The 14,732-nt window shown below is 67.0% G+C and carries 7 protein-coding genes; 6 read left to right on the top strand and 1 reads right to left on the bottom strand.

Translation table 11 applies throughout. The features are described from left to right. The first annotated feature begins 35 nt into the window (after positions 1-35). The 4 genes from QHF85_RS24785 (at position 36) to QHF85_RS24770 (ending at position 6,624) form a co-directional block, all read left to right on the top strand. Positions 36-2,429 carry a VCBS repeat-containing protein gene (locus QHF85_RS24785; protein ID WP_281329771.1) on the top strand — a complete coding sequence of 798 codons (2,394 nt, stop codon included), beginning with the start codon at positions 36-38 and terminating at the stop codon, positions 2,427-2,429. A gap of 48 nt (positions 2,430-2,477) precedes the next feature. After that, entirely contained in the window at positions 2,478-3,242 is a 765-nt protein-coding gene (locus QHF85_RS24780; RefSeq protein WP_281329770.1) for a DUF6065 family protein, read from the top strand. Further along, positions 3,239-3,514, top strand: a complete 276-nt coding sequence (locus QHF85_RS24775; RefSeq protein ID WP_281329769.1) for a hypothetical protein — start codon at positions 3,239-3,241, stop codon at positions 3,512-3,514. Before QHF85_RS24780 ends, QHF85_RS24775 begins: the two co-directional genes overlap by 4 nt. Positions 3,515-3,615: 101 nt before the next feature. Then, entirely contained in the window at positions 3,616-6,624 is a 3,009-nt protein-coding gene (locus tag QHF85_RS24770; RefSeq protein WP_281329768.1) for a hypothetical protein, read from the top strand. Positions 6,625-6,642: 18 nt separating this feature from the next. Here the strand turns inward: QHF85_RS24770 and QHF85_RS24765 are convergent, their stop codons facing one another. After that, a complete protein-coding gene (locus QHF85_RS24765) occupies positions 6,643-7,344 on the bottom strand; it encodes a hypothetical protein (protein WP_281329767.1) in 702 nt (233 codons plus the stop codon). A gap of 620 nt (positions 7,345-7,964) precedes the next feature. Between QHF85_RS24765 and QHF85_RS24760 the strand changes: the two genes are divergently transcribed. Together QHF85_RS24760 and comJ are read left to right on the top strand one after the other, a co-directional pair. Beyond that, positions 7,965-14,207 (top strand): RHS repeat-associated core domain-containing protein, encoded by a 6,243-nt coding sequence (locus tag QHF85_RS24760; protein WP_281329766.1) that lies wholly within the window; start codon positions 7,965-7,967, stop codon positions 14,205-14,207. Further along, positions 14,204-14,698 (top strand): competence protein ComJ, encoded by a 495-nt coding sequence (comJ, locus tag QHF85_RS24755; RefSeq protein WP_281329765.1) that lies wholly within the window; start codon positions 14,204-14,206, stop codon positions 14,696-14,698. Before QHF85_RS24760 ends, comJ begins: the two co-directional genes overlap by 4 nt. The last annotated feature ends 34 nt before the right edge of the window (positions 14,699-14,732 follow it).

Below are 14,732 nucleotides of genomic sequence, written 5' to 3'. Positions count from 1 at the left end.
GTCGCGTTTCCAGCGGAGGAGCGGAGGACTTGGCGATGAAGCGTAGCAAGCTTGCGATTTGGGCGGCCGTCGGGCTCGTGCTCTCGGCGTGCGGCGACGGAGGCACGGGGCCGACGTCGGGAACGGGAGGATCCGCCGGGACCGGCGGAATGGGCGGGTCCGGCGGAATGGGCGGCGACGGCGGGACGGGCGGCGTCGGCGGGGCGGGCGGCGAAGGCGGGCAAGGCGGAGGAATGGGCGGCGCCGGAGGAATGGGCGGCGCCGGAGGAATGGGCGGCGCCGGGGGGCAAGGCGGCGAAGGCGGGCAAGGCGGGGCCGGAGGAATGGGCGGCGCGGGCGGCGGCGGCTCGATGAACCTGCAATTCGTCTTCGACGGCTCGTATCCCGCGGCCGTGGGCGGGGGCAATACGGCGGTCCGCACGGCCGACATGGACGGCGATGGCAAGCTCGATCTCGTCGTGGTGAACACGAGCGGAGGCTTCCTCGGCGTCTTGCGGGGGAGCGGGGACGGGTCGTTCCAGGAGGTCGGCCGCGTCGTGTTCGAAGCGATCTCGACGAACGTCGCGGTCGCCGACATGAATGGCGACGGCAAGCCCGACGTCGTCGCGACGAACAATTTCCAGGGGACCGCGATCGGCGTGTTCGTCGCCCTGAACCAGGGGGACGGCTCGCTCATGGAGCCGAAGCAATACGAGACGGGCAGCATGTCTCCGGGTGCGTTCGCCCCGACCGACATCGACGCGGACGGCGACGTCGACATCGTCGTCTCCCGCGGCTCGAACGGCATCGACGTGCTCACGAACGCCGGAGACGGCACGCTCACGCTCGCGGCGACGTACAACACCACGGGCGGCGGCACGCACAACATCTTCGGGCTCGCCGTGGGGGACGTCGACGGGGATGGATTCATCGACGTCGTGACGACCAGCACGTCGACCTCGAATGTGGCCTGGCTCTGGAAGGGGACGGGCGGCGGCGCGCTCGGGATGGGCACGACGCTGCCGGCGCAGCGGTCCGAGACGATCGCGCTCGCAGACCTCACCGGCGACGGAAAGCTCGACGTCGTCGTCGGCCCGCGGCAAGCGTTCACCACCGGTTATGGCGTCCTCGTGAACAACGGCAATGGCACGTTCGCGCCGATGGTGAAATACGCGACGAGCCTGTCGGCCGAGATCGAGGAGATCAAGGACGTCGACGGAGACGGCCAGCTCGACGTGCTGATCGCGCACCGCTTCGGCGGGGCGTACGTCCTGAAAAACACGGGCGGGGCGCTCTCCGACGGGATCGAGCTCGACGCGGGGCGAACCCCGAAGGCGCTCGCCGCGGGCGACGTCGACGGGGACGGGGACGTGGACATCGTCGCGGGCAACGACGGCCCCGGGATCTCGGTCCTGCCTGGCGACGGAATGGGCAGCTTCCTTTCGCCGCTCGGCGTGCCCTATGGCGTGGGCGCCCGTCAATCGGTGTCCGCCGATTTCGACGGCGACGGGCAAACGGACATCGTGTTCGGCCATGTCGCGGCGGTGAATACGATCCTCCGAGGGAAGATCGGCGGCGGGTTCGAACAGGCCGGCTCGCACGAGCTCATGGATCCGTCGATCGGGCTCTTCGTGTTCCCGGCGGACGCGAATCCGGGCGCGGAGCTCGTGGCCGTGCTCCCGGGATATGGCGAGGGCCAGCCGATGGTGCAAACGTTTCCGAATACGGGCAACGTGACGTTCGACGCGCCGATCTCCTCGTACGACGAGATCTCCATCGGCGCCGGCAGCACGGACGTCGGCGACACGGACGGCGACGGGGACATCGACATCCTCGCGGTGGCCGACACGAACAACGGCGGCGTCTCGCTCCGGAACAACGGCGATGGCACGTTCTCGGAGGCGGAATTCCTGTTCACCGACGCCGTGGCGGTCGCCGATTTCGACGAAGATGGGAAGCTCGACTTTGCCGGCGCAGGCGAATTCGTGGTCTTCGTGCAGCCCGGCAACGGAGATGGGACGTTCGCGAACGCCAAGGAATACCTGCTCGTCGACGACATCATCGGCGACATGGCGGCGGGCGACGTGAACGGCGACGGGCACGCGGACTTCGTGGCGACGCACGGGCAGGGGGACGGCGTCGTGCTGATGCTCGGCGTCGGCGACGGGACGTTCATCGGCACGACGTTCATGCTGGGCCTCGGGATCGCGCGGAACCCGGTGCTCGAAGATCTCGACATGGACGGCGACGAGGACCTCGTGATCCTCGCGGGCGGACGGGTGAACGTGCTCCTCTGGTCGGGCGATTTCTTCACGCCTGGGCCGACGATCGGCGGGGTCTCGCGCCCGACGTCCGTCTCGGCGTCGGACGTGACGGGGGATGGCCGGCCCGACCTGCTCGTCACGTCGAATGCCACGAACTCGCTCGTGATCCTTCGAAACACGAACTGAATTTTCGTCGCCACGGGCCGGGGAGCTTTGCTAGGATCGTCCCGGCCGATGTCCGAGAAGTCCCAAAAGCTCCCCTTCCTCGCCTACCACACCAGCACCGGAGAGCCGCCCGAGCTCGTCCCCGGGCCCATCCAGCGCGAATGGATGAACGATACGCGGGACGCGTTCGCGAACCGGTGCCTGCCGTTGCTCATCGCGAACCAGGCCGGCTGGCTCGTCCTGTCGCCGCACACGGTGCGGGCCATCTGGGACGGCACGGACTCCCTGAAGAGCGTGTGCATCGAGAACATCGAGGGCCCCGAGCCGTACCTGGCGATGAGCCATTTCGGGCACGGGATCCTCACGTTCACCATTCCGTTCCTGTTCCGCACGCCGCCCGGGTACAACTTGCTCGTCCGGGGCCCTGCGAACATGCCGAAGGACGGCGCCTACCCGCTCGACGGGCTCGTCGAGACGGACTGGACCACCGCGACGTTCACGATGAACTGGCAGCTCACGCGGGCGCAGCATCCGGTGACGTGGAAGCGGGGCGAGCCCATCGCGATGATCGTGCCGATGCGCCGCGGCGAGCTCGAATCGTTCGAGCCGGAGCTGCGCGGGCTCTACGACGATCCGGAGGTCGCGAAGAGTTACCTCGAATGGCGGAACAGCCGCACGCAATTCATCAAGGAGCTGCCGGTCGAGGGCTCGAGCGCGAACCAGGCGGCGTGGCAAAAAGACTACGTGCACGGCCGCGGGCCGGACGGGACGGTGGCGAGGGACCACCAGCGCAAGCTCGCGCTGAAGGCGTGGAAGAAGGGGAAGAAGCCGTGATCAAGCGGCTCGCGGACGCGATCGTGCACGGATTCGGGTTCAGCGCGGGCAAGGCGCTGTTCGAAGAGGCCGTGGAGAAGGTCGAAGAAGCGACGCGGGAGCCGACGGCGAAGGAGCGCGAGGCGGCGGCGAAGGAAGCGCAGAAGCGCGCGCTCGCCGAGGAGAAGGCGCGCGCGGCCGCGGCGAAGCAGGCCGAAAAGGACCGGAAGAAGGCCGCGTCGGAGATCGACGCGGAGCTTTCGGCGCTGAAGAAGAAGCTCGGGAAGAAGTAAGGGCGGGGGAGCGGCGCGGCTCCTTCCCATTTCGCTGACGCGCCCGGCAAGCGCGGCGCGTGAGCTTTACATGACACACCCGCGACGCTAACGTCCGCGCCGTGATCCTTCGCCGCGCCTTCGTGCTCACCGCGCTCGTCGTGCTGGGTGCGTCCTGCGCACAGGCCGCGCGGCCCAAGGCGACGGCGTCGTCCACGCCGCTGCACGACGCGCCGTCGGTGCCGCGCGGAAATGCCCCCGCGGAGCCGGAAGCGCGCTGGGTACGCACGGGCCGGGCGACGCGCGTGATCCTCGCCTTGCCAGAAGGGACGCTCGTGCTGATGGGGGGCCGTCGCGCGCTCATTCGTGCCGATGGCTCGATCCTCGACGAAAAGGTCCTCACGCCCGAGCCGCTCGACGATATGCTCGCGGTACCGACGCCGCGAGGGCTCCGCCTCGTCGGGTACAACAGCCAGGCGCTCTATCGCTTCGACGATCCCTTGGGCGAGCCCCGTGTGCTCGTCGAGGAGTTTCGTGACGGGCCCGTCAACGAGATCTCGAAGGTCGGCGCGGGGCCCGGCTTCGTGGCCGTGTGGGATTCGGAGGGCAGCGGCGCGCCCGCCCTGCTGCTCGACGTGGAGACCGGCGCGAGGAGGACCCTCGCGGGGTGGCCCGACGTCCCGCCGAAAGACATCCTGTTTCGATCGATGGACGAAGGGGCCGTCGTGTTCGAATCGATAGGCCTGGCCATGACGCGCGACGGCGGCAAGACATTTCAAGTGCCCGACGCCGACAAACCCGAGGAGCGGGTGTACGACTTCGACCTCGGGCGGCGCGGGGATCGAATCGAGGCCGTCCGCGGCGACTTCCGCGCCCCCATCGATTTCGCGGGCCATCGCGTCGGCGCATTCGCGCGCAGGTTCGTCGGCATGACCCCGACGAACCCCACGCTCGCGTGGATCGAAGCGACGGAAACCGATCCGATCGAGCTCGCCATTCGGGATGGCAGCCCCGACCCGCGCGGGGGCGTCTTCATCGCGGTGAATCGCATGGCCGCCCGCGTGGATCCGAGGACGGGCGCGGCCCTGGAGGTCGCGTGGAATCCGGCGAATCTCCAGAAGGACACGCTGGCGGATCCCCAGTGGCACGACATCATGGCTTGCCGCGCCGCGCATTTGCCGGATCGAGGGCTCGTCTTTTGCCCCATGGATCTCGACCGCGTCGAGACGGCCGCGTTCCGTTTGAAGGGCCCGCTCGCCCTGCGGCGCGCCGAGATGCCGAAGATCTCCCGGACGTATGCGCACGAGGTCATTCAGCGGCCTCGCGGCGCCCTCGTCTTCTACGGTCATTGCGCGCCCCCGCGGGCGAAGGACGCATCCGCCGAGGCGGAGGAGGCCCCCGTCGTTTTGTGCGCGTCCGGGCCCGAGGGGGACATCGAGCCGGTTCGTCCGAAGCCGGACCTTTACGAGGAAGGCACCGGGCTTCTGGAGGGCGTCGGCGCGCTGGAGGACGGGACCATCGTCCACCTGAAGGGCATCACCGGCACCCACGTGGACCAGCCATCCGGAGTGCCGATTCCCGAGACGCGATTCGAGCTGTTTTCCCGATCGACGAAGCCCGAGGCGCTCCCGCCGCTCTCGTTTCCCGAGGGAGCCCAGGGACCGACGGAGGTGCTCGGCTCCATCGAGCAGGACGAAGGCGGAGCTTTGCATGCCATGGTGTCCCTGAATGGGGAGATCGTTCATGTCCGTCAGCCGCTCTCCGGGCCGGCGACGGTGACACCGCTGTCCGCGCACAGTGCCCGATTTCGCCGGGGGCATGGGGTGATCCTCGGGGACAACATGCTCCTCTCCCCCGATGCCGGAGCGTCGTGGTTCAACGCCGGCCCGCTGCCCAAGGATCCAGTGCATAAAAATGCAACGCTCGTCGCCATGCCGAGTGAATCCGGGATTGCCATGCTGCGCTGGCTCCGTGTCGGATGGGGGCCGGCAGCTCCTTATCCCTCCGATCCACCGCCGCCAGCGGGCCCACCGCTCGCCGTTCTTCCCAAACCGAGCGAAATGATGCCGACGATTCGGACGCTCTCGTGCGCGCGTCGCGGCCGCATCGGCGCGGCGCCCCCGTTATGGGATGCGAGCGCGCGCCAGGCCATGTACGACGCCGCGAGCGGAGGGGTCCCGACCGTCGATCACCGGCACATCGAGGAGGTCGTGGTCACGAAAGACGCCAACGTCGTTGCCGGACGGCTGGAGTCGTTCGCGTCCTCCGACGGGGAAAAGGCAGAGCGATGGTCGCTCCAGGCCATTGATCCGCACGAGACCACGGGGAAAGTGGATACGTGGACCGTGCCGGCGCCCCCCGGCGTCCCATTGCTTCCCGACCTGCATGCCGTCGTCCGCCGAGGGAACCGTACGCTCTTCGTCGTATCTCATGGGGAAGGCGATCGCCTCGTGTATGATCTGGTCCTCGGGACCCCGGGGAAATCAGCTCGCACGACGCGGCTCCGCAAGCACCCCGACGGGAGCTTCTTGACGGCGACGTTGGGGCCGAACGACGACGATCCGGTCGTGGGAAATACCGGGCAATACCTGTTCGCATGGATGGCGGACGGCTCGCTGCAGAACGTCGCCCCCTTGCACGGACCGCATAACGTGGCCGAGGCGGGGATTCCCGGGAGCAAGGAGCTACCGGTCCTCCTCGATGGCAGTGGGTGGGCCGCTGCGCAGGCGCTACAGCTCGGCGCGCGCGCGAATACGGTCTCGCCTCTTCCGTTGCACGGATGGATCATGCACCGACCTCCGAGGCGTGGTGGGTTCTGGGCCATGCCGACCTGTCGTCCAGGCGCACCGGGGATGCTGTTTCGTCTCCGGGAGGGAAATGAGGGCATTCTCCTCGATGTCGACGGCGTGAAGTCGGCGGACGCGCGGATCCACGCGGTGTATTACGAGGTCCGTGTCGACAAGGGCTCGGCGTGCATCGAGAGCGTCGACGTCAGCCTCGAAGAGGAGGAGCAGGCGGACGGTCCGCTTCCGTTTGGGTTCGTGACCGCCCATTTCGCGAAGAAAACGGCGCACGCGATGGAATGGGGCGACGGCGGATCGTTCGTCCGGATGGCCTGCACGCTGCATTGAAGCGCGAGGAGGCGTGCGTCACCCGCCGCTGGTTTCGCCCTCGACGCCCTCGTCGTCCGCCTCGTCGCCGGTGCTCGTGTCGGCGGTGGCGAGGGACGATTTGGTGCGGACCTCGTCGAAAAAGAGGTCCTGCGTGGCGCGGTCTTTCGGGAACTCGGCCTCGACGCGGCTCATGATCTCGGCGTATTTGTGGAGGAACTTGTCCTTGGCCGCGTTGCGCGCAGCGCGCATGTCCCGCGCGTTCTGGCCAGCGTTTTTGCGAGCCGTCAGGGCCTTGTCGTATTGCTCGCGGTGCTGGCCGATGGCCTCCTTCTCGGCGCTGGCGTCGGACCAGAGGTCCTGTGCCGACTTGAGTCGGCCTTCGAGATCGACCATGGCCTGGACCTGCGAGGCGCCTACGAGGCGAGTGATCGGCGCGGAGCCTTCGGGGAAGACGATCCCGGCGATGCGGCCGCCGCGCTTGCCATCGGCGATTTCGGCTTTTTGCTGGGTGACGCGGATGCGACGATCGGAGACATAGTTTTCGTATTTCACGTCGACGCGCATCGGCAGGATATCCGTCACGGCCTTCTCGTAGGCGGCTTGCGCCGCGCTGAGCTCGGCGGCGGCGGCCGTCATCTCGGCCCCGAGGGCGATGAGCGCGGGCAGGTTCGTGAACTTGCCGAGCATACGCGCGGAATACGCGGCCAGGTCGAGGCACTTGGAGACCGGCGTATTCATGGTCGGGCCTTGCATTGAATGTGTCCTCCGGGGGTGCGGCACCTTACTGGTGCGTCCGCGCGCGTGTCAAGCGGCGCGTGGCATGTGAGCACGGTGGGGGGCGCCTCCGTGCAAATCGAGGGTGAGCGGCTTGGGGGAGGGGGCTGCGTCGACGCAAAGGCATTCGGCGTGGTTGCATCGCGAGCCTCGCCTGCGAGCAAGAAGCGCGAAGACGGATGGATGGGCGCGCTTGCGTGCGTGCAAGGGGGCGCAAGGCGAGCGCTTCATGTTGCTTGCGTGCACGCAAGAGGCGTCGTGCCGCGTATTTGAGGGGTCTTGCGCCGGTGCAAGGCACGCCTCGTGATGTGTTCGGGGCTCTTGCGTCGGTGCAAGACGGTCCTCGGGACGCGGGCTCCCGATTTGCACCGGTGCAAGGCATGCCTCGCAGCGTGGATCGGCGCTTTTGCGCCCACGCAAGCGAGCTTGACAACGTTTCCCGGCCCGGCTCTCTTGGTCGCATAGGAAGGGGAGGGATGCCGGTGAGGGGCGTTGCGTGGGTGGGCCACCTGTTGTTGGTCATCGGGGTCGTGCTCGGAGGCGGCTGTCTTCTCGGGCCGCCGGTTGCCTTCGAGCTCGGGCCTGTGTGTCCCTCTTCGGAGGAGATCGCCGATCCGTTCCCTACGCCGCTGACGGCGGGGCAGACGTCCCCCGCGGGGCGCGTGGCAAGTCGCTTCTCGACGACGAACGCGGGAGAAGCTCGGTACGAAGTCCCGATCGAGGTGCCGCCGGGGCGCGCCGGGGTCGAGCCGAAGCTTGCAATCACCTACGACAGCGCGGCGGGAGATGGACCGCTCGGGGTGGGATTTGCGGTCGCCGGGTTCTCGGTGATTACACGTTGTCCGCGGACGGTGGCGCAAGACGGGGAGATCCGCGGGGTTCGGTACGATGATGGGGACGCGTTGTGCCTGGATGGGCTTCGCCTGGTCGAGGTGAGCGAGGACGAATTCCGCACGTTCCCCGATACCTTCGTCAAGGTGGTCCGTGAAGGCGCGAAGTTCCGGGCCTTCACGAAGGAGGGGCTGATCCTCACGTACGGCGCGCTCGGGAGGGCCTTCTGGATCACGCGGGCCGAGGATCGCAGCCGAAATTTCGTGGCGTACGCCTATCACGATGAAGGCGGGGAGATCGTGCCGAAGGCGATCGAATACACCGGGCACCCCGAGGTCCCGGGGACGCGGCGTGTGGACTTCGTGTACACGCAGAAGCCGGCGTCCGCGCAGCATGTCGTCTTCGGGGCGGGAAAAACGTTCCGGAGCAGCCGGCAATTGCTGCGGATCCGCACGTGGGCCGAGGGGAAGCTTGTCCGGGAGTACCGCTTCACCGAGGAGCCGAGCCCGACGACGGGGCGCCTCTTGCTGACGACGATGGAGGAGTGCGCGGGAGACGGCGTTTGCAAGCCGCCACTGTCGTTCGGATGGAACACGCCCGAGCTCGGTTTGGACGATATCCCCACGTCGTTGCTCCTGCCGAGCTCGCCGAAGGCGTCCGTCATGCCGATGGATGTCACGGGGGACGGGCGTGACGACCTGGTGGTGATGGATCTGCCTTCGGGGGACGCGAATTCAGGGGAGACGCCGCGCACGCGGGCCATGGTGTCCGTGAACGCGGGGCCGAGCGCGCCGCAGCCATTCCTTCAGCCGTATACGATAGGCGCTGAGCGGGTGCACTACGCGGAAGACCTCGCGGCCATGAAGGTGCCTGAGCCGGAGGCGGCGACACCGATCGATTACAACGATGACGGGCGCGCGGATCTGCTCTTGCATGACGTCTACGGCCGCGGCCCGATATGGAAGCTTCTGATCCACGAGCCGGATCAGTCGTTTTCGCTGCTTCAAACGAGCATCGACCGCCCTTTCCCCTCGATCCAGCATATCGGCGCAGGCGTCAACGCGCAAGATGCCTCGGGCCACCTCGCGGACGTGAATGGGGACGGGAAGGTCGATCTGCTGCAATGCCGATGGTACGGCGCTGCTCCCGAATGGTCCTTGCACCGCTGGGCGCCGCAAGGCTTCGAGACGGCGGAGCAGCCGCTCCCTGCGCTTTCGACGCAGCCGTGTGACACCGAGCTCTACACGATCGACGCCGATGGCGACGGGACGACCGAGCTCCTGATGCGGGAGGCGAAGATATCGTCGAGCAGTCCGCTTTACCTCTCGCGCTACGTGGTGGCGAAGTTCGATTCGGCCGGCGTCGTCACGCTCTCCGATCCGAAGCTGGCTACTCCGCCGAGCGAGCGCGCGATGTTGCTGGTGGACGTGAACGGCGACCGCCTGCCTGATGCAGTGCAATGGGGCTGGGGCGACGCGTTTCGGACGTTCCTCAATACGGGAGACGGATTCCTCGAACCCGTGGTCGCGCTCTCTAATCCGATCGTACCCGTGGAGAAACACGCCCGGCTCGCGACGCCGCTCGATTGGGACGGCGACGGGCGGACGGATCTCTTGATGCCGATGGAGACGGCAGGCGGGTCGCAGTGGAGGATCCTGCGCTCGCGGGGGGATGGGACGTTCGCCGTGGAGAATGCCGGGATCCCGTTCGACGCGGCCTTGACGGACGAGGGCGTGAAGCTCGCCGATCCACATGGGCCGCGGGTGCTCGACGTGGACGGGGATGGCGCGCATGACGTGCTCTTGCCGATTGGATCTACGTTCCGCATCTTCCGCAATCGCGCGCGGTTCCCGGATGTGCTCGCCTCCGCGATGGATGGAATGAACCCGCAGCGGCCGAACGTGGCGATCTCGTATGGCACGCTCGTCGACGAGAGCGTGGCGATCAACGCGCCCGCGGGGTCGTTCGTGCATGACGCGTTTCCCTACGTTTCGCGGTACGACGAGGGCAACGAGTGTGAATACCCGGTCCGCTGCGTGGTCGGTCCGCGGCGCGTGGTGACGGGGTACGAGATCGATACAGGCGCGGCGAAGCCGAGGCGGTTCGGGGTGCGGTATCGGGATGGACGATGGCATCGCCTGGGGCGTGGTTTCCTCGGGTTCGGGATGCGGATCGTGGATGACCTCGACACGAAGGCCGGCGTCGCCGAGGTGTTCGACGTCGCGACGTGGGACGAGGATTTGCGGGCATTCCCGTTCGCGCCTCACATGATTCGCTCGTGGAGCTGGGCGCCTTCGCGGGAGCCGGAGACCGACGATAAGATCGAGGTCACGTGGTCGTCGTCGATCCTCGCGAAGGTCGTGACGACCGGAGGCGCGTCCTATTTCGTGACAAGCGGCCTCCGGCGCGAGGTGCACGCGCAAGGATCGTTCTGGGCCTACGAAACACCATTCAAGACGCCGGAGTCCTTTGCGCGCGACGCCATGCGCGGCGCAGCTCCCGCGACGCGGATCCGCGATACCATCCACGTCGTCGGCGATGTGGATGCGTTCGGCGATGTACTCGCGGAGAGGACGTACATCGGGAGGGATCACGGGATCGGGCTCGTGCCGGCGAGCACGGCGGAGCTCGTCGAGGATGCCGAGCGCATCTTCGAGAATGATACATCGAAATGGATCGTGGGCCGGCTCGCGGAGGAGACGGCGTGCAGCACGGCGGGTGACGAGACGGCTTGCCGAACGACGCGGCAGGAGCATGACATCCTCGGACGATTGAAGCGGATCGAGGTCGAGAGCGAGGGCGACGCGGAGACGAAGCTCGGCGTGCTCTTCAATCGGGATGTCTTCGGAAACGTGATCCGGACGGTCGCCACGGACGCATTCGAGGGGAAACGCGCGGCGTGCGTCTCTTATGATGAGCAGGGGCTTTTCCCGTTCGCGCGGAAGAATGCGCTCGGGCATCTCTCGTTCGAGCGGTATGATCCGGGGACGGGCGCGCAGCTCGCCGAGGTGGATCCGAATGCGCTCGCGACGGCCTGGGCGGTGGATGGATTCGGGCGCGTGACGCGCGAGGTCCGGCCCGATGGGACGGAGACGGTCGTTACGCGGCAGTTCGTGCAGGGTCGCATCGCCATCACGCGGGCGGCGGTTGGATGGGGCGCGGAGACCGCGGAGATCGATAGGCTCGGCCGTACGCTGCGCACGTGGTCGAGCGGTGTATCGGCGCCGGGGCAACTTGCGCCGCGCGTGCTCCGCGAGGTGGTTTACGACGATCTTGGCGAGCACGTGGCCAAGGAATACGTCGCGGATGCGGAGACGGCGCCGGCTGCGACGAGGAAGTATACAGCATACGAGTATGATGCCGTCGGGCGCGCGAAGCGTGAAGTCTCGCCGTGGTGTGGCGTCACGGAGACGAGGTACAACGGCGCGACGGTCGTTACCAAGAATGCACGCGGTTTCGTCACGGAGACGACGCTGGATAGCCTCGGGCGGCCCGTGCGCGTGTACGACGCGGAGAAGGGGCTCACGCAATACGAGTATGGACCGGCGGGGCCACGCAAGGTCATCGATCCGGGTGGGGCCGAGACGGTGTTCGAGCGCGATGGGCTCGGGCGGGTGCGGTTCTCGAAGGATCCGGATCGAGGCGCGTCGGAGACGCATTATAACGGTTTCGGTGAGGTTCGCTGGTCGAAGGATGCGCTCGGGCGGGAGCTGCATCTCCACCATGACAAGCTCGGGCGCTTGTACAAGCGCGTGGATCAGGACGGGGAGACGGCGTGGGTGTGGGATCTAGCCCTGAAAGGCGCGCTCTCCGAGGTGCATTCGCCCGACGGGGCAATCGAGCGGGCGCTGTACGACGTGCAGAAGGGGCGCGTTTCCGGAACGGAGCTCCTGATCGGCGGCGAGACGTTCTCCGTGGGGTATTCGTACGACGCGGTCGGCAGGCCGGAGCGGGTTCGTTATCCGGACGCGGACGGCGTGCCGTTCGAAGTGGAGCTCGGCCTGGATGGCGCGGGGCATTTGAATGCGGTTCGCGACGTGGTGACGCAAGGGGCGTACTGGTCGCTTTCGGCGACGGACGGGGCGGGGCGCATCACCGGGGAGGTGCTGGGGCAAGGGATCACGACGATACGAAAGTGGTTCGGGGAGCGGGATCGGGTGGCGACGATCCTGACGACCGCGGCCGGGGGGATGACGCTCCAGGATCTCGGGTACGACTACGATCCCGAGCAGAATGTGCGACTCCGGCGAGACGTGCGGCAGGGGAAGACCGAACATTTTCTGCATGATGGACTCGATCGGCTCACGTGCGCATCGTTCGATGCGGCGAAGTCGTGCGCGCGGGAGTGGCGGTATGCGGCGAATGGGAACCTGGAGCGGACGCCGGAGATCGGGTCGATCGCATATACGGATCCCGAGCATGTGCACGCCGCGACGGGGGCTGATGGCGAGAGCTTCGGCTATGATGCCGTGGGCAACCAGATCACGCGGCCGGGGCACACGATCACGTATACCGCGTTTGATCAGCCGAAAGAGTTCACCGCGAAGGACGGCGCAGCGGCGGTGCTGCTCGATTACGGCGGCGACGGGATGCGAATCCGGAAGAGCACGCCGGATGCGGTGACGATCTACGTCGGTGGGCTCTACGAGCGGATCACGCGGTCCACGGGGGAGGTCGAGCATCGGTATTACGTACACGGCCCCGAGCGGCCGATTGCGGTGGTGACGAAGAAGGCCGGCGGGGTGGAGGCGCGGTATCTGCATGTGGATGCGCTTGGCTCGGTCGACGTGGTGACGGATTCGCTGGGGCAGAATCCGGAGCGGACGAGCTTCGATCCGTTTGGCAAGCGGCGGAATCCGGTATGGGGCGACGCTCCGGCGGGCGCTGGTCCGCCGGGGATCATGCTCGGGTTCACGGGGCACGAAGAGGACGAGGAGATCGGGCTCGTCCACATGAAAGGACGGCTCTTCGATCCGCGGCTCGGGCGGTTCTTGACGCCGGATCCGTTCGTTACGCGGCCTTGGTCGGGGCAGGGGTGGAATCCGTACAGCTACGTGCTGAACAACCCGCTGCGGTATACCGATCCGAGCGGGTTCACCGAAGTCGCGACGGGGGAGGACCTATCCAAGCCGGTCGCGGGGGAGCTCTGGATGCCGTGGGACCATGTACAGGTCCCGCTTGATATCATCCGGCAGCTTTCCGGGCGGGATCCGGGCGAGGATGTCGGCGGGAGCGCGGGCTCGGGGGACGTGACCACGCTCGGGGAGCCTGTGCCGCAGCGGGCCGCAGCGCCAGCTGCGGAGGTGGAGAAGAGCGGGATCGATATTGCAAAGGAGGTGCTGCGCGGCGCGAGCGAGCGAGCGAGCGAGGTGCCGGTCGAGCTCGCGCTCGGAATGGCCATGAACCTGATCAGCCCGCCGGCCGCGAGCGGGGGGTATGGGCTGCCAGGGGTGCAGGCGGACCTGGACGGGGCCGGCGGGCGGATCGCGGATGGGCTCAACCAGGGGAATCCGCTTTATGCGGTGTCGATCGACGTGATCAAGGGGGTGGACGCCGGGAAGCAGGGGGATTACGAGGCGCTTGGTCGGGCCGGGATGGGGGTCGTCGCCACGGTGGTGGTGACGGTGATCACGTTAAAGGCGGGAGCGAAGGGGCCGTCGACCAAGACGGGCCCGGTAAAGGATATCGTGGTCCAGAGAAGCAAGTATCCGACCGCAGCCGCTCATATCGCAGATGCTCAACGCGCTGGGTACCCTTCTGTACTTACCATCAACAGAGCGGGAGCCAAAGCCAATCGCGCTGCCGCGCAAGCCGGTCGACCGAAGGTCGCTGGGATGGACCTTGACGAATATCCACCAGCGATGTTCGAAGAAGGTGGGCGCGGCGCCAGCGTACGCCCCATCCCCCTACGAGACAACAGAGGCGCTGGCGGCTGTATACGAGCGGGGTGCGCCGGTCTCCCGGACGGAACTCAGGTAAGGATTGTGGTGGAATGATCAAGTTCACGACGGACATCTCCTACAGCCAAATTGTCGTTCACTGGACCGGGCTCGCCATTCCGTTTAGCGATTGGCAGCAGGAACACGTGGATCAAGGGTTTGCTTGGAGACCCGGAAGCGTATCCTTCGGCACCCTCGACCAAGGGACCGCTGACATTTCGATCCGCAGAGCTGATGCGCACGGCCTGCGACCAGACACGATCAGGGCCATTGTCGTCCCATTCGAGGTCATCGTCGGTGATAGGGTTGAAGTGGCCTCACTATGGGACCAGAAGGCGGTCGTCGATCTACCCCCAGGGCACTACCGTCTGATCTTCGAGCATGGTCTCCTCCAGAGTGGCGATATGTGGTGCGATTTCACATTCGTCCCCGTCGCCGCGCCTGTGACGGCGGAGATCCTACGCGCAGATCCCGAACTTTCCCCCCCGGCCGAGTTCGTCATGACGGCGGAGCCCGTATGCGAGCCTAATCGTTCCGAGCTGAACTGACGCCCGTCGAGCTCGCGCTCGGGATGGCGATGAA

It is taken from the genome of Polyangium sp. 6x1, from assembly GCF_029946515.1.
GTDB lineage: Bacteria > Myxococcota_A > Polyangia > Polyangiales > Polyangiaceae > Polyangium.
Note: the sequence above shows the minus strand (reverse complement) of the source record. Positions and strands in the feature narration are given on the sequence as shown.

What these genes read in the sequence shown, in the direction of transcription:
- QHF85_RS24785 (WP_281329771.1), top strand. Translation starts at nt 36, where the DNA reads ATGAAGCGTAGCAAGCTTGCGATTTGGGCGGCCGTCGGGCTCGTGCTC.
- QHF85_RS24780 (WP_281329770.1), top strand. Translation starts at nt 2,478, where the DNA reads ATGTCCGAGAAGTCCCAAAAGCTCCCCTTCCTCGCCTACCACACCAGC.
- QHF85_RS24765 (WP_281329767.1), bottom strand. Translation starts at nt 7,344, where the DNA reads ATGAATACGCCGGTCTCCAAGTGCCTCGACCTGGCCGCGTATTCCGCG.
- comJ (WP_281329765.1), top strand. Translation starts at nt 14,204, where the DNA reads ATGATCAAGTTCACGACGGACATCTCCTACAGCCAAATTGTCGTTCAC.